This window comes from Pseudobacillus sp. 179-B 2D1 NHS (assembly GCF_045370945.1).
Lineage (GTDB): Bacteria > Bacillota > Bacilli > Bacillales > Domibacillaceae > Pseudobacillus.
On record NZ_JBIQDP010000012.1, the window covers coordinates 12,227 to 35,336 of the forward strand.

Annotated in this window: 19 protein-coding genes and 2 riboswitches; of the genes, 5 read left to right on the forward strand and 14 right to left on the reverse strand. The window is 37.6% G+C overall.

Features of this window, described 5'->3' with window-relative positions; all coding sequences use genetic code 11:
• Nucleotides 1–226: 226 nt before the first annotated feature.
• Nucleotides 227–1,081, reverse strand: coding sequence for a class I SAM-dependent methyltransferase (locus ACH0BF_RS13130; protein WP_406909461.1), 855 nt, complete (start codon nucleotides 1,079–1,081; stop codon nucleotides 227–229).
• 341 nt (nucleotides 1,082–1,422) lie between these two features.
• Nucleotides 1,423–2,004 (reverse strand): nitroreductase family protein, encoded by a 582-nt coding sequence (locus ACH0BF_RS13135; protein ID WP_120030913.1) that lies wholly within the window; start codon nucleotides 2,002–2,004, stop codon nucleotides 1,423–1,425.
• A gap of 199 nt (nucleotides 2,005–2,203) precedes the next feature.
• Nucleotides 2,204–2,406, reverse strand: a riboswitch (cobalamin riboswitch).
• Between the two features lie 683 nt (nucleotides 2,407–3,089).
• Between ACH0BF_RS13135 and ACH0BF_RS13140 the strand changes: the two genes are divergently transcribed.
• From ACH0BF_RS13140 to ACH0BF_RS13150, 3 genes are all read left to right on the forward strand, one after another.
• Nucleotides 3,090–4,190, forward strand: coding sequence for a DmpA family aminopeptidase (locus ACH0BF_RS13140; protein ID WP_340854323.1), 1,101 nt, complete (start codon nucleotides 3,090–3,092; stop codon nucleotides 4,188–4,190).
• A gap of 122 nt (nucleotides 4,191–4,312) precedes the next feature.
• On the forward strand, nucleotides 4,313–5,713 hold the full coding sequence (locus tag ACH0BF_RS13145; RefSeq protein ID WP_120030909.1) for an APC family permease: 1,401 nt from the start codon (nucleotides 4,313–4,315) through the stop codon (nucleotides 5,711–5,713).
• Nucleotides 5,714–5,787: 74 nt separating this feature from the next.
• Nucleotides 5,788–7,173, forward strand: a complete 1,386-nt coding sequence (locus tag ACH0BF_RS13150; protein WP_340854324.1) for a sigma-54 interaction domain-containing protein — start codon at nucleotides 5,788–5,790, stop codon at nucleotides 7,171–7,173.
• 355 nt (nucleotides 7,174–7,528) lie between these two features.
• Here the strand turns inward: ACH0BF_RS13150 and ACH0BF_RS13155 are convergent, their stop codons facing one another.
• The 7 genes from ACH0BF_RS13155 to ACH0BF_RS13185 all read right to left on the reverse strand — a co-directional run bounded on the left by ACH0BF_RS13155 (nucleotide 7,529) and on the right by ACH0BF_RS13185 (nucleotide 16,071).
• Nucleotides 7,529–8,875 (reverse strand): APC family permease, encoded by a 1,347-nt coding sequence (locus ACH0BF_RS13155; protein WP_406909509.1) that lies wholly within the window; start codon nucleotides 8,873–8,875, stop codon nucleotides 7,529–7,531.
• 382 nt (nucleotides 8,876–9,257) lie between these two features.
• Nucleotides 9,258–10,358: an agmatine deiminase gene (aguA, locus tag ACH0BF_RS13160; protein WP_340854325.1), complete on the reverse strand. Its 1,101-nt coding sequence runs from the start codon at nucleotides 10,356–10,358 to the stop codon at nucleotides 9,258–9,260.
• Between the two features lie 467 nt (nucleotides 10,359–10,825).
• Nucleotides 10,826–11,824, reverse strand: coding sequence for a DUF4822 domain-containing protein (locus tag ACH0BF_RS13165; RefSeq protein ID WP_340854326.1), 999 nt, complete (start codon nucleotides 11,822–11,824; stop codon nucleotides 10,826–10,828).
• A gap of 93 nt (nucleotides 11,825–11,917) precedes the next feature.
• Nucleotides 11,918–12,625: an ankyrin repeat domain-containing protein gene (locus ACH0BF_RS13170; protein WP_340854327.1), complete on the reverse strand. Its 708-nt coding sequence runs from the start codon at nucleotides 12,623–12,625 to the stop codon at nucleotides 11,918–11,920.
• A 164-nt stretch (nucleotides 12,626–12,789) separates the two neighbouring features.
• Entirely contained in the window at nucleotides 12,790–13,476 is a 687-nt protein-coding gene (locus ACH0BF_RS13175) for a response regulator transcription factor (protein WP_120030892.1), read from the reverse strand.
• Nucleotides 13,473–14,921, reverse strand: a complete 1,449-nt coding sequence (locus ACH0BF_RS13180; protein WP_340854328.1) for a sensor histidine kinase — start codon at nucleotides 14,919–14,921, stop codon at nucleotides 13,473–13,475. The genes ACH0BF_RS13175 and ACH0BF_RS13180 overlap by 4 nt, the downstream gene beginning before the upstream one ends.
• 769 nt (nucleotides 14,922–15,690) lie before the next feature.
• Nucleotides 15,691–16,071 (reverse strand): winged helix-turn-helix transcriptional regulator, encoded by a 381-nt coding sequence (locus ACH0BF_RS13185; RefSeq protein WP_340854329.1) that lies wholly within the window; start codon nucleotides 16,069–16,071, stop codon nucleotides 15,691–15,693.
• Nucleotides 16,072–16,352: 281 nt separating this feature from the next.
• Between ACH0BF_RS13185 and ACH0BF_RS13190 the strand changes: the two genes are divergently transcribed.
• A complete protein-coding gene (locus ACH0BF_RS13190; RefSeq protein ID WP_340854330.1) occupies nucleotides 16,353–17,069 on the forward strand; it encodes a 3-ketoacyl-ACP reductase in 717 nt (238 codons plus the stop codon).
• Between the two features lie 588 nt (nucleotides 17,070–17,657).
• Here the strand turns inward: ACH0BF_RS13190 and ACH0BF_RS13195 are convergent.
• Together ACH0BF_RS13195 and ACH0BF_RS13200 are read right to left on the reverse strand one after the other, a co-directional pair.
• The gene (locus ACH0BF_RS13195; protein ID WP_120030886.1) at nucleotides 17,658–18,251 is read right to left on the reverse strand and encodes a TetR/AcrR family transcriptional regulator; all 594 of its coding nucleotides are present in this window, start codon (nucleotides 18,249–18,251) and stop codon (nucleotides 17,658–17,660) included.
• Nucleotides 18,252–18,585: 334 nt separating this feature from the next.
• Nucleotides 18,586–19,167: an LOG family protein gene (locus tag ACH0BF_RS13200; RefSeq protein ID WP_340854331.1), complete on the reverse strand. Its 582-nt coding sequence runs from the start codon at nucleotides 19,165–19,167 to the stop codon at nucleotides 18,586–18,588.
• A 644-nt stretch (nucleotides 19,168–19,811) separates the two neighbouring features.
• Between ACH0BF_RS13200 and ACH0BF_RS13205 the strand changes: the two genes are divergently transcribed.
• Nucleotides 19,812–20,147 carry a helix-turn-helix domain-containing protein gene (locus ACH0BF_RS13205; protein WP_340854332.1) on the forward strand — a complete coding sequence of 112 codons (336 nt, stop codon included), beginning with the start codon at nucleotides 19,812–19,814 and terminating at the stop codon, nucleotides 20,145–20,147.
• Between the two features lie 196 nt (nucleotides 20,148–20,343).
• On the opposite strand, the gene ACH0BF_RS13210 is transcribed toward ACH0BF_RS13205, so the two are convergent.
• The 3 genes from ACH0BF_RS13210 to ACH0BF_RS13220 form a co-directional block, all read right to left on the reverse strand.
• On the reverse strand, nucleotides 20,344–20,484 hold the full coding sequence (locus ACH0BF_RS13210) for an anti-repressor SinI family protein (protein WP_340854333.1): 141 nt from the start codon (nucleotides 20,482–20,484) through the stop codon (nucleotides 20,344–20,346).
• A 19-nt stretch (nucleotides 20,485–20,503) separates the two neighbouring features.
• Nucleotides 20,504–20,589: riboswitch (cyclic di-GMP riboswitch) on the reverse strand.
• Nucleotides 20,590–20,725: 136 nt separating this feature from the next.
• Nucleotides 20,726–21,709: a hypothetical protein gene (locus tag ACH0BF_RS13215; protein WP_340854334.1), complete on the reverse strand. Its 984-nt coding sequence runs from the start codon at nucleotides 21,707–21,709 to the stop codon at nucleotides 20,726–20,728.
• Between the two features lie 17 nt (nucleotides 21,710–21,726).
• Nucleotides 21,727–23,103, reverse strand: coding sequence for a sugar phosphate nucleotidyltransferase (locus ACH0BF_RS13220; protein WP_340854335.1), 1,377 nt, complete (start codon nucleotides 23,101–23,103; stop codon nucleotides 21,727–21,729).
• Nucleotides 23,104–23,110 lie beyond the last annotated feature (7 nt).

The following is a 23,110-nucleotide window of genomic DNA, read 5'->3' on the forward strand; positions in this document are numbered from 1 at the left end:
AAAAGATCTCCTGCCTATCGTGGCTAGCCGATCATGTATTTATGCCTGTTTAATTATTTTGCCCACACTTTGAAGTGAATAAAACGCTGACTGATCAAAACGTAAACGATTATTACTGATTTACCCAAATTAAGATTTTGGCCAACGAGAAACCAAAATAACCGCTTGATTGAAGCATGGCACATCCGTATGATAAATGGATTTATTTTCCAGGATACACACCCCATCAAATGTTTACCGGCTTCCAATAAAGCAGCGCCGCATGAATGGTATAGGAATATTCATATTGCCCATTTTTCTCTACTACGTATCGGCTTAGCGCTTGCTCAACTTCTTGTTGATTATAGTCTCTTGTTAGAATTTTGCTGACGTTATCACGTATAAGAGCTTCAAACGATTCATATATACTCACGCGCGGGATCTCAATAATTCTACAATTGGCCATAATTCCAAGCTGATACAGAATATTTTGCAAATCAATATAATCCCTGCTTCTAAACTTTATGGAATAACCGTGTTCTCTATGTAAATCTATATAGTGAGGCTTTTCTGGACCGCTTGTCATACCCGCTATAACAAGCCGAGAGGCAGCCTGATTCATTTTAAGTAAAGCTTTATCGATATCGCGGATGCGATAATAACAGTTTATTCCAAACACTACATCACACGTTTGCTTAATGTTGAGCTGTTCCCATTTTTCATGTATAAAGCTTATATTGTTTAATTGCATCTTTTCGGTTTTATGTTTTAAAAAATCGATAATGCTTTGGGAAATATCAACGCATGTAAGCTGTTTGACATGTTCAGACACACAGAATGTATAATTACCCCAGCCGGGCCCAATCTCCAGTACATGATCACTTTCATGGAGCAGCTTCAACAGCTCTTCTCGGATGATGTGTGCATAAGCATTTGTATCGACTGTGCCATTTTGCTGCTTTTTTTCCAAAAAAGCGTTCCAAAAGGCATCTTCCGCTTCATCATTTATCATTCGGTTAGAAAGCGTTCCGTCCCACTCTTTCATATTTTCTTTCCATAAGTCAATGTAGTTACGTCCTAAAGATGTGCTTATACTATTCATCTATCCAATGCTCCTTCTTTTTGTATTTGCTTAGGTTATATAAAAAACAAAGGGTTATAAGCTCCTCAGCTTTTTATTCCGGATAACGTAAATTACTATCAAGGCTTGATCCACATATAAAAACTGTACATTTTCTGAAATGCCCTTTATAAAAAAGCATTTCTAACCATTGAAGAGGATAGAAATGCTTTTTTAAAGTAAAAGAAGACTCTTTCATCGTTCAAACAGATTTAAAAATAGCCTTCTTTTTCGCGTCTTTTATATCCGTCCCTTTATCCGTTAATCAAAGGTTTAACGATCCACATCAAGATCATAAAAAAGCAACCCAATTGAAACCCTTATTATTGACTTGTCCCCATCCAAATTGTTTTGTCTTCGAATGATGTGCGAATGGGCACTTTTACTTTCTTTAATGACTCAGGATCTGGATAGCCAATAAATAAATTACCCACTACCTTTTTATGCTCCGGGGATCCGATAAATCGATAAAGTCGTTCGTCATGTACAAGTCCTACGCCCCGCGTCCGCCATACAAAACCTAGCCCTAACTCATGAGCCGCCAGCCACATCGAATGGATCGCACAACAGACCGCAAACTCGTTGTCTTTTGTGGCGTCTTCATCATCAGGAATAACATCGCTCGTTACAATAATATGTAGTGGCGTATTCTGAACGACCTTTAAAGAGCTTTCAATGAGATTGGGCTTTGTAGGAAATCGCTCTTTTAAGTAATCTTCTGCTAGTTGGTTATACCTGCTCTTGGCTTCCCCTTTTACGACATAAAATGTCCACGGCTCTCTCATTCTATCGTTGGGTGCCCATGTAGCTGCTTCTAATAGCTTAAAGATTTTTTCATCCTCTACTTCGCGCCCATCATAATTACGGATCGCTCTTCGTTGCTGTAGATCTGTTAAAATAGTCATTTTCCATTCCTCTCCTTTAACTAAAAGTATTCCTGGCTATTCATATGAATGTTCTCTTACAGTGACCCAAAAAAGCAGCAATAAAAAAGCATTTAAACCTGTATAGTTTAAATGCTTACAAAAAAAGAGTGCATGCCCTTATATAAAACCCAGCCATTATCTTCTTTCCGTAAACACCTCCCTATATCCCGTAGGTCCATCTGTGCTCTTTAAATAGGCAGGTTTCCTGACTTATCTTCTACACAACCCGCGCCTTCCCACTTTTTCTTTTATAAAAGCAGTGACGTTATGCAGGTTGCTCTGAATTTACAGTGGCGGGAACCGTGTTGGATTTTCACCAAGCTTCCCTTTTAAGCTGTCCATCTTTAATATACGCACAGCACCTATTCAAAAAATATTCACTTTTCTACATATTACCACAAAACGATGCCGGCATGTTCACTAACCCTTTCCAGACATACTTTTCAGTTTACTCTTGTCCAAATGACGCCAACCTCTCCGCTCTCAAGCGTTCATAATTTACATACGGAAGAAGCTACAACTTTACTTTCGATATGGAGCAAGAGATAAGTTACTGAAGAACCTTCTTCAAGTAGGTTCATTGAAAGCATTTTATGAAAGTTTGTCATTACACTGTATGTTTAAACTGACAGTATGGTTGATAGAATGAAAGGCCCCATATTCGTATGATTAAAGGTCCATAGATGTAAGTTTAAACTAACATTACTTTTATATGGCATTTTTCAGTTAGTAGAAACACCTTGATTTAAAAGGGAATTTGAATCATTCATTGCGTGGAATGATTCTTGCTTTAACTCATTTAAGAGAAAAGATTGATAGCTGGCGATCATTGCCTTGTCATCTTAAATGTATGAAGGCCGCACTATATGGCACTAAAAATTTTAGTTAATACTGTCTGAAAGGAGGGTTTAATGAATTGCCGTCATTTTTCTTTTCCTTTGTTTTGTGCATTAGCAATACTTTTTGTGAATGTTTTAAAGTCTCCCTCCCCTAACTTAAAGGTGTAGAGGAGCACAAAAACTTTTTATACATGCCAAATAATCTGCTAGACAGGAGGAATACATATGTCCGCGAGAAAACGAGCACGTGATATTGGATTAGATTTTCCTGGTGTGCCGGGGCACTTTAATGCGATTACCGATGTTCCAGGTGTTAAGGTCGGCTATACAACGATTATAGAAGGAGAAGGTCCTGTTGTAATTGGGGAGGGCCCGATCCGTACGGGCGTAACGGCTATTTTGCCGCGAGGAACAAAGGAAAAGATGCAGCCTATTTGGGCCGGCACATACAGCTTAAATGGAAATGGCGAAATGACAGGAATGCATTGGGTAAATGACGGCGGCTATTTCTTAAGCCCGATCTGTCTTACGAATACACATTCTGTCGGCATGGCTCATCATGCCACAACCAAATGGATGATTGAGAAGTATAAAGAACAGTTCAGTGAGCATCACCTTTGGGCAATGCCAGTTATTGCAGAAACATATGATGGATTGTTAAACGACATTAATGGCCAGCATATCAAAGAGGAACATGTCCTATCAGCTATCCATTCAGCAAAGTCCGGGGCCATCGCTGAAGGCAATGTTGGTGGAGGAACTGGCATGATTTGTTATGAATTTAAAGGCGGAACGGGTACATCATCCCGCATAGTTGAACTAAATGGCGAACAGCATCATGTGGGAGTGTTAGTTCAAGCAAACTATGGTATCCGCGACTGGCTTACCGTTTTAGGTGTACCTGTTGGAAAACATTTAACTGAGCATAAAATCCTTTCTAAAGAGCAAGGCTCCATCATCGTTATTATCGGGACAGATATTCCGATGCTTCCCCATCAGCTTAAGCGCCTTGCAAAGCGGGCGGCGATTGGGATTGGCAGGAGCGGAAGCCCTGGCGGAAACAATTCCGGTGATATTTTCCTGGCCTTTTCAACAGCAAATGAAATGGATATCCCCCAACTTTCAGAAGACAAATTGACAATGACCTTTGTCAACGATGAGAGTTTTGATCCTATTTATGAAGCCGTCTGTCAATCTGTTGATGAATCAGTCATTAATGCGATGATCGCAGCCAAAACAATGTCTTTAGTGAAACCCTTTGGAAAGAAAGCTTATGCCATTGATCACGAAAAGTTGCTTAAAGTGATGAAGCAATATACCCGTTAAAGATACACATTTTTATCAAACATATATCAACTTTTTAAGTCCCAAGGCTATAGGGGCTGAAAAACACTAAAATTAGTCTGAATAGCCAAAAATATTTCAATAAACTACGAGGAGGCTATAACATGGATCATGTCAAAAATACAAAGAGTCATGCTGCACCACAATTAAATCGAACGTTAACTCTTTTTCCCTTGGTGTTTATGGGATTAGCCTATATGTCCCCGATGGCCGTATTTTCTCCCTATGGTATCGTTGCTCAAGGGACACAAGGAAGAGCGGCGGCTGCCTATTTAGTAGCGCTTATCATGGTTTTATTTACTGCCTATAGTTACGGAAAAATGGTAAAAGCCTTCCCTTCGTCTGGTTCCGCTTATACGTATGCTTCTAAAACAATTAATCCGAGTGTCGGTTTTCTAGTTGGCTGGGCTGTTTTAACAGACTATATTTTCCTGCCGGTATTAAACATATTAGCCTCGGGTATCTTTATTCATGCAACCTTTCCGCAAATTCCTTTATGGGCAGGTATGTTACTGCTGCTTGGTACGGTTACGATTGTTAACATGTTTGGAGTGAAATTAAATGCTAAAGTTAATACTTTAGTGGTTTTATTCCAATTTTTAGTCGTAGCCTTTTTTGCTGGATTTGCGATTCAAAGAATCCAAACCGGCATGGGGGCGGGAGAGCTATTTTCTACCCTTCCATTTTACAATCCTGAACACTCATTTTCCCTCGTGCTGGCGGGTGCCTCTATCGTTTGTACCTCCTTTCTTGGTTTTGATGCAGTCACAACGTTTACAGAAGAAACGGTCAACCCAAGAAAAACCGTACCGAGAGCCATTCTTCTTATCGCTTTAATAGGAGGTGCCATGTTTATCGGATTATCTTACTTACTTCATATGGTACATCCCGATTTTGATTCATTTAAAGATCCCGAAGCAGGAGGCTATGAAATTGTTTATTTTCTAGGCAGTGCATTGCTCACTTCTTTTTTCACCGCAGGTTTTATTATCGCTTCTATCGGAATGTCCTTAACTTCACATGCAAGTGGTGCCCGTCTTCTGTACGTTATGGGGCGAGATGGCGTTCTTCCGAAAAAAATATTTGGTTACATTCATCCGAAACTTATGACACCGCTGCGAAATGTTTTAATTATCGCCGTAATATGCTTATTAGGTTTTTTCATAGATTTAGAAACAGCCTTTTCGTTAGTAAATTTCGGAGCCTTGCTTGCCTTTACATTTGTTAATTTATCTGTTATTGCTCATTACTTTATTAAAGAAAAGCGCCGCGGTATAAAAAACTTTCTATTATATTTAGCTCTTCCCTTAACCGGGGCTGGTTTTAATATATGGATTTTGGCGAATTTGAGTAAAAATGCCCTTAGCTTAGGTTCTATATGGGTGGCAGCCGGGGTCGCCTACCTTCTTTACCTAACAAAATTCTTTACAAAACAGCCGCCCCACATGAACTTTAACGAGGCAGAGTATTTAGATTCAAATAAAGATATAGAGAAATTATCCTAAGTTTATTCTTTACTTGATTATTTGTTATGATAAATATGTGGAAGAAGGTCACTATTTTTCAGGAGATTATGTACATGTTAACATTGGAAACTTGCTTAACTATTATGGAACAAATTGAAGGATTAGTTATTGTAGATGATCAAGCAAGAATCATGTTTATGACAAAGCGCTTAGCCGAAGACGTAGGAATTAACCGTGATCAAGTTATCGGAAAGCACATTCTTGATGTCATTCCTACTTCAAAAATTCACCAGGCCGTTCAAATGAGAGAACCCTCGATTGCTGATTTTTATTTCTTGAAACATACAACAATTGTAAGCAGCCGCTTCCCCTATTACGAGGGAGACAGGTTTGCTGGCGTAGTAGAATATGATCTGTTTGATAATTATCAACTATTGAAAAACTTCATTAAAAAAATTGATAGTCTCCCTACTGAACTTAGCTTTTTCAAGCAAGAACAAAAACGACTAAAAGGAAATAAGTACTCCATTGAAAATATTGTTGGCGACAGCCCTCAAATGAAGAAGCTTCGCAAGGAGATTGTGAATGCCGCCCATTCAAATTCAACTGTATTGATCACTGGCGAAACGGGAACCGGAAAAGAATTGGTTGCTCATTCGATTCACGCATTAAGCAAAAGGAGTCAGGGTCATTTTGTTAGCTTGAATTGCTCTGCTATTCCATTAGAGCTGTTTGAATCAGAGCTGTTCGGCTATGAAGAGGGATCGTTTACAAACGCTCGAAAAGGTGGGAAAATGGGGAAATTTCAACTAGCCAGTAAGGGAACATTGTTTTTAGATGAAATTAACCAAATGCCTCTTGCACTGCAGCCGAAGATTTTGCGGACATTACAAGAAAAAGAAATTGACAGAATTGGCGGAAAACATAGCATCCCTATTGATACAAGGATTCTATGTGCTACGAATCAAGACTTAAGAGACTTAATTAAAAAGGGGAAATTTAGAGAAGATCTATTTTATCGACTTAATGTTTTCCACATTCGCATCCCGCCATTAAGAGAGAGAAAAGAAGATATTCCCGCACTTGTGCAGCTCTGTATTGAAAATCTCAATCACTTTCTCTCTCGTAATGTTGAATCGGCTTCCAGTGAAGTGCTCGATATCCTACAGCAATACGATTGGCCTGGTAATGTGAGAGAACTGCAGAATACTTTAGAAAGAGCAATGAACAGTATAGATACAAACACTCATCAGCTCGATGCTCAACATTTCGAATCGTTTATCGAAGAGAATTTATCAAGCCGCCAAGAACCTCTCATCCCTCAATCAGCAGAAAAGCCGCTTGAAGAGGTAAAGAAACGAGCTGAAAAAGAGGCGATCATCCAAGTGCTAAAAAAATGCAATGGGAATCGTACAAAAGCTGCTCAGGTATTAAAGATCTCCCGTCCCCTTCTTTATCAAAAAATCAAACGACTGGGAATCGATCTGAGTAAAATTTAACTCTTATTTAGAGAAACACTTGTATTTTATCAATTTCAACTGTCTGCCCCTGCTAGGTATATAGGGGGCAGGCCGCCTCTTTTTTAGCTATGGTTTTATCGAATCTCGGAATAATCATCTACTAAACCCTCTATAAAATATAGCGAAATTTCTCCAAGGAGCGCATTGTGTACTATCTCCAACAGAAATTGCCGTACCATTCGATTTACTGATCTATTGTTCTCTCGTTATTCATTCCCTCCTTTTGAAATTACTTAAAATGAAATGATAAATCAAACAAAAAAACTAATGGGCCTTTTTCTATTTACAGAAAAAGGCCCATTAGACTCAAACGTTTGTCTGATAAATTTCTTTTTCATTTCTCTTCATTAAATTGGGGAGGCTGGACCCTAAAAAAGTTAGTGACACGCAACAGATACAATATGCCAATGGCAGCCCATACAAACCCTACTACTTTAGCGGCAAAATCAAGTTCAAACCATAAATACAAATTGAATCCCAACCCTATTAGCGGTAAAATAATTGAGGCGATAATCGACTTTAGTGTATTTCTTTTACTTTTCTCGTATTTGAGGAAAAACATGATAACAGATAAGTTAACAAAAGAAAAAGCGATAAAGGCGCCAAAGTTAATAAGGGAGGCTGCCCTTGCCAAATCTAAAAACATAGCCGAGCATGCTAATACTCCGATTAATAAAATATTTAAAATGGGAACTCCTGTACGTGGGTGGATGTAACCGAAAAACCTTTTCGGTAAAACACCATCCCGACCCATCGCATATAATAAGCGAGAAGCACTCATTTGTTGAGTTAATCCACAGGCGAGGACGGCGATGAGATAACCAGCGATAAATATAGCCTGAAAGAGAGCGCCACCGATATACTTGGCGATTTCTGGAGAGGCGCCAGCTATGTTTTCTATAACAGAAATGTCAGGAAACAAAGTCTGCATAAAATAAGTTACTGCGATAAAAAAGAGACCCGCCACAAAAGCAATAATGAAGATCGCCTTAGGTATGTTTTTTTTAGGTTCAACTGTTTCCTCTGACAACGTCGTGACTGCATCGAATCCTAGGAATGATAGTGCCAGTACGGATGCTCCTGCAAAAATGTTAGAAAAGGACATGTCTCCACTGAAGAACGGCATAGCAGAGAATAACTTTCCATCCTCAGTATTTATAATCCCACGAATAGTAAAGACCACAAAAAGAATCGCAACAAGAAATTCAATAATAACCATAAAATAGTTGACGAGAACGGCCAGCTTAATATCAGCAAGATTCAGTCCCGTAGTAATGACAATGGTAGCAAAAATCCATATCCACGGTGGCACATTCGGAAATGCCGCTGAAAGATAGATGCTAGAAAGCAGCGCGTTAATCATAGGCAAAAAGAGATAATCTAGCAAGGCGACCCAGCCGACTAAAAAACCTAGATAAGAGTTCATTGTCTTTCTCGTATAGGTGTAAGCGGATCCTGATGTGGGATAGACTTTAACCATTCGACCATAGCTGTAGGCAGTGAATAGCACCGCAATCGTAATTAATACATAAGCTGCTGGAACATGTCCGTTTGTTATGTCAGACACAATCCCAAAGGTATCAAAAACGGCCAGTGGAGCCATATACGCCAGCCCAATAAAAATAACGTGCCTTAATTTTAATGTGCGTTTTAATTGACCTTCATTAACATCCGTATTCATTTTTTTTATGGCACTATCCACACTCATTCCTCCCGGTGTATGGCTTTAATTTTAAGATTCGAATAGTATACAACGGTAATTGAATAGTTATATTCTTTTATCTATTACATAAACAGCTTCATAAAAATCGCTCATTTGTTGATGCTTTGTCATTTCATAACGATCGAACCTGAACATGGCGGATAAAAATACCTTGCGCCACCCCTGCAACTCTTTTTGAGTAATCACATAGAAATTGAGATTCAACCTTTAATGGAAACGCTTCCTTTTTAAAAAAGAGAAACAAAAGAATTCTTTATAGATATACAGATGACCCAATTAAGACACCAGAGCTGCATCCTCCATCTTTACTTAGTCTATAACCTTTTTTCCTTTTAAATGTTTATGGTTTAGGCTGAGCTAGAGTCATGCAATGAATATTGCCGCCACTTAGAGACCACTCTTTTGTCGGGAGACCAATTATTTTTCTGTCCGGCATCATTTCTTGATATTTTTTTATCGCCTCTTGATCCCGCGGATCATTAAATTGTGGTACTAAAAATGCCCCATTAATAAAACATCCATTAATATAAGTTACAGCTAATGGCTGATTGGACTCACGAGGTGCCGCATCCGCGACTACATCAAAGCCTCTGTTTTCTTCTTCTGTAATATAAATAATTTCCGGTATGTGTATTTTATGAATCTCGAAGTTCCTGCCTTTTGCATCTGTCTCCTTACTTAAAGTCTCATACGCCTCTTTAAATACTGGATATTGCGGATGACTTTCATCATCAACCCATGAAAGAGCAATCACTCCTGGCTTAACAAAAAAACAAATGTCATCAATGTGACCATCTGTTTCATCGTATAGCATCCCTCTTTTAATCCAAATGACTTTATCCAAACCGAGGTATTCTTTGCAATTTCTTTCCACTTCTTCTTTAGACATATTACCGTTTCGGTTTGGATTCAGATTGCATTGTTCTGTCAAAATAATCGTGCCTTCTCCGTCTACTTGTGTAGCCCCGCCCTCAAGAATAAAATGCCTTGCATCATAGGAATCTATATTTTCAAGCTCAAATAGTTTTTGTGCAAATTGCTTATCTAAATCCCAAGGAAAGTAAAGCCCCTCATTTAAACCTCCATACGCATTAAAACCAAACTGAACCCCTCTTATTTCCCCCTCATCGTTAATCACATAAAAAGCTCCTTTATCTTGGGCCCATGATTCGTTTGTTGACATTTCAATCACACGCACTTTTTCTGACAATCTTGCTCTTGCATTTTCATATTGCGCTGCAGAGCAGATGACTGTCATTTCCTCATACTCAGCAATTGTATTTGCAACCATCACGCACACTTCCTGTGCAGGCTTGCCTCCGTTTCTGAACGCAAAACCTTTTTCCGGCCATATGATAATTGACCCCTTATGTTCCTCAAACTCTCCTGGCATTCTAAAGCCATCCTTTTTAGGTGTGGTACTTTTAATTACTCTTGCCATTTTGTCTTTCCCCTTTTCATTTTAATAATGAGATATCTAGCCTTTAAAATTTAGAGGGCTTCTCTCCTAAAAGCTATAATGTATAGGATGAGTCACTCCTACTACCACCTCTGTTCATTCAATATTTTTTACAAACCGAACGACCGGTCTGTAATTATTTTAATGCACCCATTGATCGAAAGTCAATTTATTTTTTTGAAATTTCAGAAAAATAAATAACGACGAATACTTATAAAACAAGCATGAAAGGACAATAAAGTTAGTAAATTTTAAGAAATTTAAATAATGATCCCCCCGTCCACAGCTTCGGACGGGGGGAAAGTTTAGTTGTTTAATTTTGATGTACGTCACTACACTAAAAAATATAACCATACATTCGTTTAAGAATTTAAGTTTTATTCAAAAAACAGCGTCCAGTAACAGAGAAATCCATCTTCTTTTCAGTTGCATGTCAAGCCCTTTTTACATTATTTGGTAAATTTTGGTTTAAGGTCACCTTTATAAGGTTCATGTTCCACGAATACAGTTATGTCCTTGCCGTCTTTGTCTTTACCCGTTCTTTTATACGTAAATTTATTATTATTAAGTTCGGTAAGTTCAAGAGCGACACCATATTTATTATTTCCAATCGAAGCATGGGCTCTTATTTTATTTTCGTGTACAATATCGAAGTAGCCATAATCACCACGGCTTTTGCCTGTTTTAGCATTGAAAAACTCATATTTATTCGTCTTGTCATCAAATTTTGCCAGGCTTATAAACATCGAATTATACTTTGTTACCTCATTGCCGTCTTCATCTAATACCTTTGTTCCGTTCCAAAGAGTGCTGCCTAAAATATTATCTCCATCAACGTCTTTAACAATATCTCCTGTAGTAGTGTCTAACTGCTTGTCCGGATCGGTAAAATCCAGCTCTTTTTCTTTATATGGCACATGTTCAACAAATACTTCTACATCGTTGCCATTAGCATCTTTTCCCATTCTTTTATAAGTAAAGACATCTTTATTTAGTTTTGTCATGTCAACAACAGCTTGGTAATTCATTGATTCTGAAATCAATATTCTCTTCTTCCCATCGTTGGTGATAAAGAACGTTCCTGTATCACCACGACTTTCACCTGTCTGAGCATTAAAAAATTCATACCTTCCTGACTTCGCATCATATTTTGCAAGACCAATGAAGTTTGCATTCTCTTTTGTTAAGTCATTATTCTTTTTGTCATACACTCTTGTCCCTTGCCAATTTGTACGGCTAAGAATGTTAGCCATTTTCTGGCCTTTAGTCAGTTTATTTTCGGATTGTTTCTCTTTATTTGAACTATGGAATTTATTCGCGTTCGTTTGTTCTGTTTTTGTTTCTTGTTTTTGTTCACTTTCACCGGCCTGTGCATTCGTATTGCATCCTGCTAAAGCTAAAGTTAATCCGAGTAGTAAAGGCGATAATCTTTTTGCTGTTTGGTTCATTGTTTCATCTCCTCATTCTATAATTTTGATTATAATCCTTATTAAATCTAATAAAGGAATCTGATTTCATTGGTAGAGTCTTTTACAATCCGGTTATTCTGCTCCTGCTTTTAACAAAATGCTCTCAATCTCTTTAAATCCATTCTTTCGTGCATGCTCTAATGGAGTCACATTATTTTTATCTGGAATATTCACATCCGCCCCATGATCGATGAGCAGTTGTATAGTTTGCTGTTGTTTTTTATCTCCATTATTCAACACAATAGCTTCCATTAATGCAGTCCAACCTAGATTGTTTACATGATTAACATCTATATCCGTTTTAGTAAGAAGTTCCTTGACTACATCCACATATCCATGCTCAGAGGCAGGGATTAAAGCAGTTCCTCCATACCGGTTTGTAATCGTTGGGTCAGCACCAGCTGCAATCGTAAGCTTTAGAATTTCAATATATCCCTCTGCACCCGCATATAAAAAAGGATTGTTGTTCATGTCGTCCTGTATGTTGACATCCGCTCCCGCTTTAATCAAGACTTTAGCGGTTTCAACATCATTGTTATAAGTGGCTATCATTGTCGCAGTTCGTCCTTCTGAGTCCTGCAGATTAATATCGACACCTTTCTTGATCAATCTTCTTATGGCATCCGCTTCTTTGCGTTCTGCAGCTTGAATTAGTTGTTCATTCACATCTATTTCTCCTTTTATTTGTTTTTCCTGTTTCTTTGGATCTCCCTCATTATCAGAAACACATCCCTGAAGAATGAAAAAACATCCAATGACTATGGTTAGCCCCCTCCACATGAAAATTTCACCTACCTTTAGTGTGATTGCTTAAATAATGTTAAAGCTTAATTTTGAACTCCATCTAAATAATTTCTTAAAAAAGATAAACTTTTTAAGAAAGTTTCTTAAAATTAATAAAAAAACCGTCACTTTTGTAACGGTTCCTAACATGCCCTATTTAATTAAACATTAAATCGATACCCGGCTCCCCAAACGGTTTCCAAGAATTTCGGGTGGGCAGGATCTCTTTCAATTTTCCCTCGTATTTTCTTGATATGAACGGTCACAGTTGAAACATCTGCTGCCGATTCTAATCCCCATATATTTTCATAAAGCTGTTCTTTGTTCAATACTTGATTTGGATGCATCACAAGAAATACAAGCAAATCGAATTCTTTTGTTGTGAAGGGAACACCTTCTCCGTTAATATGAACTCTACGCGCTGACTTATCAATCGATATTCCGTGAACGAAAATTGTATTTGAATGAGTTTGGTTCCCTGCTAAACGTTCATAGCGCGCTAAATGTGCTTTCACTCTAGCAACCAGCTCACTCGGACTAAAAGGCTTAGTAATATAATCATCTGCTCCTAAACCAAGACCTCGAATTTTATCGATATCTTCCTTTTTGGCGGATACAAACAAAATAGGGATGTTTTTTTCAACGCGTATTTGTTTGCATATTTCAAATCCGTTTAATCCTGGGAGCATAATATCTAGGATGATTAAATCATAGTTTCCTCTCAGTGCACGTTGAAGCCCTACATCACCAGCATGTTGAATATCGACATGGAAATCATTGATTTCTAAATAATCTCTTTGCAGTTCTGCAATGCTAATATCATCTTCAATAAGTAATATTTCCTTCACATTTGTTCACCTTTCTTTAGAGAGAAAAATAAAGTTGTACCTTTGCCTATCTCGCTTGTGGCCCAGATCTCCCCTCCATGCTCCACAATAATTTGTTTGGCAATCGCAAGTCCCAAACCGCTTCCGCCTGTCTGGGAATTTCTTGATTGTTCTGCACGGTAAAAACGTTCAAAAATATGTGGCAAAGCAGAAGGTTCTATACCTTGTCCATTATCTGTTACTTGTACAACTACATCCTCTAATCGTTCATTTAGCGCAATAGAAATGTTCTTTTGGTCCTTGTCCATATATTTCACACAATTGTTTATTAAGTTGGCTAATACTCGTTTTAATTTCTCTCTATCCACTATCACGTAGATCGGTTTATTCAAAAAGTGAAGGTCCATGTCAATTTTTTGTTGGTGTAAATCCAAATAGAGTTCTTCTACGTAGTCTGTCATATATCTATCCAGCTCGACGGTTTCAAAATTGAATGGTTCTTTTTTTAAATCCAGCTTGGAAAATAAAAACAGCTCATCAATCAATGAATCCATGTCTATAGCTTTTGAATGCACAGTCGATAAATATTTCTCCATTTTCTCAGGGGTATTTGCTACACCATCTTTAATCCCCTCTACATATCCAATAATCGAAGTAATCGGTGTCTTCAAATCATGTGAAATATTGGAAAGAAGCTCTTTGCGGTTTTCCTCATACTGAAGCTGGAGGTTTATAGATTCTTTTAGTTTTATTCTCATTTTCTCAAATGCTCGATTTAATTGTCCAATTTCATCACTTGAAATCGCCTTTATTTCAAAATCTAAATCTCCTGACTTTATTCTTTCAGCACCTTCTTTAAGAATAGAAATAGGCTTAATAATACTTTGTGAAACCAAATAGTTCAACATACCAATGACTATGATAAGCAGCAATAGCAAAATGCCAGATAGGATGGGAAACAGCTCTCGAATGAGCTCAGCATAGGAACTTGCCTTCTTCAATACAAAAATGCTCCCTTTACTTTTATCCGGAAAATAAAAATCAAACTTTACATAAGTAAAAAAATAATCGTTGATTTTAATCGTATCTCGCGTATTGATGTTTGTTTCTTCAAAGCCGGGAAGGGATTGAACCAGGGCCTGTTTGTCTAGAGAAGGCGAAGCATACTCGACCTTTGTGCCCTTTCTAACAACCATCTCAATATCTTTCTTCTCCATTTTCTTAAGCTCCTTTTCCTTGAGGAGCTGTTCAGGATTATTTTTAGCAAACAGCTTTAAATCGAGAAACACACTTTCTTCTACTGTTGTCAGAGGTTTTTGTACATACGTTTTTTTGTAAAGATGCTCTATAGAGTTTACATCACCTGTTATGGCAAAAATGATTAAAAAACCAGCTGCCAAAAACAAAGTGATAGAAAAAAGGATCACCCCAACATAAGACAACAGAAACCTCATTTTAATTGACATTTCTTTCACTCGCTCTATTATAAGTTTTTGACAGATCATTCCTATTCTTAGCATTCAAGATCCTTTTATAAGCCACACTATCCAAATTAAAGCAGCTCATTTTTTTAAGAAATTAACAGAACTATATCACATAAATCTTAAAACTTTCTAAAATATATATGAAATATTTCTAAACACCTTATAAGGGGTATCGCCAGGAAATTCACAGATACAACATCAAGGTAATTTCAATAGTAAAAGTCCACTTCCTCTGTATTAAAATAGATAAATTGAGTTCTTTTTTGTTATTCCATTAAATGGCCTTTTAACGGAACAATTCATTATTTAGCCAAATGTTCCTTAACCAGCTTATCAATATCGATGTTCTTTTCCTTTTAACCATAAAAAAAGACCCCTTTAGACAAACCATATATGAAGGGGTGAAGCTGTAAAATGACAATAAAGTTATTTAATTTTAAAAGCTCAAACAAGGATAACCCCGTTCTAAATTTAGAACGGGGTTAAAAATATAATTGTTTAATTTTTGATGTAAGATACTTTACTACACTAAAAAATATAACAATAAAGTCGTTTAAAAGACTAAGTTTTATTCAACAATAGCGCCCGATTATGAAACAAGATAAAACTTCTTTCTCTTTCTGCTTTTTTAACATAAGTAAAGAATAAGTCCGAGATTTTTCATACAACAAAATATCCTTTTTATATTCAATATAACTTTTGCTAACAGCACAGGCAATTTAGATCATTGAAAATAATCCCGTTATTTTTCTTATGCAAAATCGTCGTTTTCTTCTTTAATTTGATCCATTCTCTTTTTTCCCCATTCATACATCATCTCAACAATTGGTAATAACGTCATCCCTAGTTCAGTCATTGAATATTCGACTTTCGGAGGAGTTTCCGGAAACACTTCTCTATGAACAATGCCATCTTCCATCAGTTCACGCAATTGGTTTGTTAATATCTTATGAGATATTTTCGGAAAAAGTCTTTGAAGTTCGCTGAAGCGATGTGGTCCTTCTACACCTAAATGCCACAAAATAACAACTTTCCATTTCCCACTAATAATCGATAAGGTAAGTTCTTTTTCACAATGATAATCATGATTTAATATTCTCTCTCTTATCTCTTCTCTTAATTTATCCGACATAGAGCTAACTCCCTTTCATATAAGTAAGTAACCTTTTGGTAACCTCCGCACAAAAAAGTGCATTCTTTACAATGTAGAAAACCGTAAGTAGAATGAAGTTAGTCTTAAAGACAAATCTTTATCTATTTTAGACGGCAAACATTTATGAGTAAAACAGCACTATTAATTATATCACCAGAACAATTTTAACAAATTCACCTTACTTAATTATTAAAATGTTTTAGTTTAATACATTTTATTTCGTCTAAAATAAAACTATCTCATTTAAAGGAGCGAAAAACATGCAATCAATCGCAGGAAAAGTGGCGTTAATTACAGGAGCAGGGCGCGGAATAGGACGTGCAACAGCAGTAGCTTTTGCACAAGAAGGCATTCACGTAGGTCTTATTGGGCGTACGCTTGAAAATTTACAACAAGTAGCAGAGGAACTTAAACAGTATGATGTGAAGGTAGCAATCGCTGCGGCAAATGTAGCGGATTTAGACTCTATTACCACAGCGGTTGAATCAATTCGTGGCGAACTTGGGGCAATCGATATTTTAGTGAACAATGCCGGCATTTCAAAATTCGGTAACTTTATGGACTTAACGCCTGAAGAATGGACAAATATCATCGATGTCAACGTAAAAGGTGTATACTACACAACACGTGCAGTATTGCCAGAAATGATGGAGCGAAACACAGGCGACATCATTAATATCTCATCAACAGCTGGTCAAAAAGGGGCACCCATTACAAGTGCATACTCGGCTTCAAAAGCTGCAGTTATCGGACTAAGTGAGTCATTAATGCTTGAAGTACGCAAGAAAAATATTCGTGTTACAACGTTAACGCCAAGTACGGTTGCAACAGATATGGCTGTTGAGCTAAACTTAACAGACGGCAATCCAGAAAAAGTGATGCAAGCGGAAGATTTAGCAGACTTAATGGTTGCACAGCTAAAACTTCATCCACGTGTTGTATTAAAACATGCTGGACTTTGGTCGACGAACCCTTAATGGAACTGCTTGAAATATCAAGGCGCTATCCGATGTATTTTGGATGGCGTCTTCTTTTTTAGAATAATAAGCTCTAATAGGGGTACTGCCAACCCGCCTATCACATGAACGGCATCACGAGCATTGGTATTCATGACATTTGTGTAGTAAGAAGACAATTATAAAAAAGTATGTTTTTTGCAACTCATTACTCAATTAAATGACCCGGTTGTTGAATAAAATGCCTCGCACTTTTTAAACAACTTTATTTATACAAAATAACAAGTTTATAAATAAAATATAGGTAAGGTAATTCTTTACCTCCTCCCCCTCTAATTGGAAGAATAGAAAAAACTAAAGACTAAAACGAAGAAACTTATTGGACTAAATGTTCAGAAATAGTGGGTATATGAATGGGGAATGGATCGGAAGTTATATTGAAAAATAACCAGAGTCCAATTCCACAAAAAACCTCACAAACTCTTATCGAGCCGTGAGGATGAAAAAGCCTTTATGTAAGATACTTAACCTGAAATAGCCTGGGGATTCATCCCTCTCATTTGAACGATGTTTTTCCAGTTCTCTCGATTTTGCCTGGGGTTTTAGCTTTTAATTTGTATCATTGTTAACTGTAAGGCCCTCTAAAAAAATATCGATACCTTGTTCAAAATACTTTACTAATTCTTCTTTGTCTTCCCATCGAAGTGATAACTTTGCAAAAAGGCCTTCTAACATGGAGATATAAATCCAGGTTAATGCTTTTGCATCGGATACTTTGATTTGTTTCTTGTTAATCGCTTCTGTAAAGATAGAATGGATTAATTCATCATCTTTAGAATAGCATTTATTCAGTCTTTCACGATACTGTTCTCCTACTTCACCCCAATATGACTCTGGTATCAATTTAAAAATCGGGATATCAATTTGAGAATAAAACATTTCCCCATATTTTTTGAGTTTTTCAATAGGATCAGATATGGTTGATAAAGTGGAATGGATACTATTCAGCCATGGTTCGTATTCTTCTTCAATCATTTGAACAAACATTTCTTCTTTGCTCTTAAAATGCCAGTATATGCCACCCTTGCTTACACCAGAACACTTGACAATATCACTAATAGACGTGTTTACATAACCATTCTTACTAAAGCATTCAAGGGCAGCCTTAAGAATAGTCTGCCGTGTCTTCATATCCTTTTTCATGTTTTCCCTCTAATTTATTTCAGATTTAATAACCTGCTTCTGCTATCTAGACTACCATAGGTTGTTGTCGGTTACCGAAAAACTAGCAACTTTATACTAGAATCAATTTTATCCTTGCCTGTTATCGATTAATCGCCATTTCTCAGTCTAATCACCCATTAAACAGGGGGCTTTTTAACTATCAGTCATCTCTGGCAGCTGGCTGAGCGGGGATTCCTTGCGCTTTGTTGGTCAAACCCTTTTATAGCTAGTTATTAAGTTTTAAAAGCCTTCTAATGCCCTTTATGGGCTAAGTGACTACCCCTACAAACGATGGGATTTTCAACATTTTTAGTTAGCTTTGAGATTTTGTAATATAGGTTTTCACTGAAGGCGGCTGATATGTATTAAACTGATGAAGCAAACCCGCCGGATCAGTGTCTACAAGGGCCATAGAACGGTATTTTTCCTGTAAAAACTGTTCTTCTGTCATATGATTGAACAAGGTGACAAGCGGGGTGTAATAATTATTGATATTCAAAAGGCCGCATGGTTTTTGATGTAGTCCTAACTGAGCCCATGTGAAAATTTCAAAAAATTCCTCTAATGTTCCTGGTCCGCCCGGTAAGGCAATAAATCCGTCCGCTAATTCGGCCATCTTAGCCTTTCTCTCATGCATGGATTCAACAACAATTAGCTGAGATAAGTGTTTATGAGAAATTTCTCTTTCATCAAGAAAGCTTGGCATCACTCCAATGACATGACCGCCCGCTTCCAAAACAGCATCAGCTACCGCTCCCATTACTCCTACACTTGCGCCTCCGTATACAAGCTCGATTTGGCGCTTAGCAAGCTCTTTTCCTAAAGTTTTTGCTCCTTCAATATAAAGATCAGAAGCTCCATTACTTGATCCACAAAATACAGCTAGTCTTTTCAAAAAGTATTCCTCCTTACATTACCCAATGTTATTGATTATACATAACGATACACCTTTGGTAAACAATGGATGAGTCAATAAAAACGAGGCGGTCTCTTATGTTAGCCGACAAGTCTATCCATCCTACTCTTCAAAATCGTAATAGGAGTTAAATTTTACTTGTTAATGTTGATTATTCCCTAGCTAATATATCTAATGAAAGGGAAGAATGTCACATTTTATCCTTACGAGGAAAAGTCTTAACCTGTGGCAAAGACAGGTCCAATTGATTGTACGAGCTAGAGAGCTACCAGCAAACTCTTTTTTAGTCATAAAGAAAAGCCCCTCACCCGTGTGAGAAGCCATTCAAGCTATTTACTGCCGTTCTTCCCTTGACTGTCAAAAGGTTTCAGTCTGTTGCCAAACACATCTTTTCACATATAAATGCTCCTTTACCGATGAGCATCAGATAAGAAGATAGTACGTTGTGGAAACAATATGAGTGAGTCGCTTCTCTCATGTTTTTGTGTAATTTCAGCCCAGTCCTGCTGTAACTGATCATAAATGCTCCATTACTTTTAATAAGGGCTTTGTTCTTTTAAGCGGTATCATGTTAAAATAAATCTGTATAATTCGGTTTTCAGCATATTTTAAGGGTGATCATAATGTCTATAGGGGAAAGAATCCGTGAGCTTAGAATGTCTAAAGGACTTTCGTTGACTGAATTGGCAAATCGAGCCGGAGTAGCAAAATCATACGTCTCTTCAGTGGAACGCCAAATACAATTAAATCCTTCTATTCAATTTCTGCATAAAGTTGCCTCGGTATTAAATGTGAGTGTAGAGAAATTAATAGACGAAGGTGACAATCCTATTAAAGAAATTGATACTGAATGGCTCGAACTGGCCAAAGAAGCAATGGAATCCGGGATCAGCAAAGAACAGTTTAAACAATTTCTTGAGTTTCAAAAATGGCAGAAGTCTAATAGTCCCGATAAATAAGTTCTCTTTTAACGGGGCTTTTTCACTTGCCTTCCTTTAACAAACAAGCAGAAAATTCAGAAATAACGATAGGCAATTGATCCCGCATGTCAAACTTCTTTCGTAATGCTGTAGTTTTTATTAGGGCTCTATTCAACTATTTTCTGCTTATTTAGATCTGACCGCTTCACCGGAATGTCCCCCATTAGAGTCATCTTCAGGCAAGCCTAAAACTTGTCCCCTCAAACCGGCCGCTTTTCAAAAAATCCCTCACTTCCTGAAGAGAGATTCCTAGCTCTTTTGCTTCTTTTATTAAAACAATCCATTCCCTGTCCACTGAGACTTGGTCTTCTTTCATAAGAAAATCCTCCTAGAATATCGGCAGCCCAGCCGTCATAGCGTATTTCCCCTTAGACCTGAAGCTTTGCGTCCTTATTTTTCAATAAGTTTGCCTTTTTCTATGATTTGATATTCGCCTTTGCAAGAAAAAGAAAAGTTTTATTCTACTTAAATTTTAGCACCTGGATTGAGTTGTTTGCATTAGTTTTAGTAAAACATTTTATCACTTCTTTCGACGGAATAAACAGACACTTTTTTTCTCAGTAACTATTTTTCTGACCACGATCGTTGATCCATTCATCTGCTATATTTAGATCTAATTGATTATTTTCTGTTTCAGCTGTAAGCACTACGAGCGGCGCAGAATGCCTGATACGCTGCACATCCCAAACCATGCCCTCAAATTTATTATATGAACCATCCGCCTTTATGAATTGCTCTGTATGTTCGGTCAGTTGTACTTGCAGCCCTGTAAAATAATTGCCTGAGCACTCATTTGGAATGCTGATTGAACCTACTAACCGGATGCCAAAAACACAATCATCCAATGACACATTTTCAAAACGATTGGCATTAATCCAACTGTAAGTCTCATCTTTAGGATTTTCGGCTTTTAGTTGAATGCCTGTTTGGAAGCCCACTATAGAAATATTTTCAAAATGAACAAAGCTAATGTTGTGCCACGGACCCTTAGCATAAAGAGAAAGACCCGTTCCTTTGTAACTTTCACTTTTGTTGATAATCGCCATGTTTTCAATACGGGTCCTATTTGTGGCATCGAAGCGGTCCGTGCCTTTTAAAAAAATAACTTCCGACTGAAAATCAGGATCTACGATTTGCACGGTTCCATTTATAATGACGGCATCCTTCTCAACGGTTATCACACGCTCATTTCCCTTAACCACCAATATAGAATTTTGGCCAAACTCCAGTTTCACGCCTTCTTTGACAGTAAAGCCTGACTGGACGACATACTTTTTGTTTGCTCTAAACATTACTTTTTCTTTTTTGTATGTAACACAAAAATCAATGGCCTGTTGAATCGCCTTTGAATAATCGTCTGCTGTTCCTCTTTCATCTGTTGTAAAATCTTCTACTTCTACAACTTGTTCCCGGGATGCACGATTCGTCTGTTCAAGGTCGGGCTCTCCCCACCCCCGCAAACCTATCAGCAAATAGAAACTAACTGCTCCAAATAGAAAAATAATAGGCAGCCATCTAATGTGCATATTCTTCTCTAGCATCAATTTTGCCTTCTTATTCAACTTACTACTTTATTGCAATGCTGCACGACTTCATACCAGTCCATGTAAATGCGGTATATGTCCTCTTCTACTAAATTAGAACCTGATTGCACTTCGATAAATTCCAAATCTGTGATTGCCTTCAACCCATGTTCTGCTCCAACTGGAATATGAAGCACATCTCCCGCTTTCACAGAATAAATTAAGCCATTTAAAGCAAATTCTCCTTTTCCTTTAATAATTGTCCAGACTTCACTGCGAAAACGATGCTTTTGATAACTTAAATTCTTGGTAGCTTTTATGCAAACCCGCTTGGTTAATACCTCCGCTTCGTCCTCCACTTTCGTATAATCGAGCACGCGATACCAACCCCAGCGTCTCTCCTCATACATTGGCCGCTTCTGAATTCCATCAAGCAATGTCTTAACCCTCGGGCTTTTATTTTTATCCGATACGAGAATACCGTCGGGACTCGCTGCAATGATAAGATCCGTCACACCGACTACAGTAACTGGTATTCCCAGCTCATTAATCATATGAGTATTTGTGCAATCTTGACTGATTACTCCATCGCCCATTTGATTTGTGCACATTTCTTCTGTTAGTGTATTCCACGTTCCAAGATCTTTCCAATAACCGTTATAAGGAACCGTTACTATTTTTTTTGTTTTTTCAACGACTTCATAATCAAATGACTTTTTTGGCAGAAGCGAATACTGTTTGTATAACTCCTCGTAATGGATAGGCAAGCCCTTTTCTTCAAGGATAGATAAAATGTATTCAAGCTTAAATGCAAAAACTCCTGCGTTCCATAAAGCGTGCTGTTCTATTAAGCCAGCTGCTTGTAATGCAGACGGCTTTTCTTTAAAATGGCTTACTTCCATATAAGCCCGTTGAATGTCCTCAATTTTAGGTAAAATGTAACCATACTTTTCTGAAGGGAATGTCGGCTTTACACCTATTAAAGCAAGGTCTGCCTCAGAAGTTATCAATGTTTCTTCCAACCGTTCCACTTCATGGAAAAAACGGTCCTCAACAAATGGATCAACGGGAAGTACACCAATTACTTCTTGTAAGCTAACCCCCTTTATGCAATACAAATATACAGCTGCTAAAGCAATAGCGGAAAATGTGTCTCTTCTCTCCGGTTCAGTAATAAGCGGCACATGCGAACCTAATTGACTTTGTATCATATCTACTTGAGATTTGCTTGTAGCAATCATGGTTGATTGCTGTAAACCCACGTGACCAAGCTGCCGCCATACTCTTTGCACCATCGACTCCATATGGCCGTCTTCATTAGCAAGCACCTGTAAAAATTGTTTTGATCTCGAATCGTTTGATAAGGGCCATAAGCGTTTTCCCGACCCACCGGATAATAAGATTAGCTGCATTCATCGT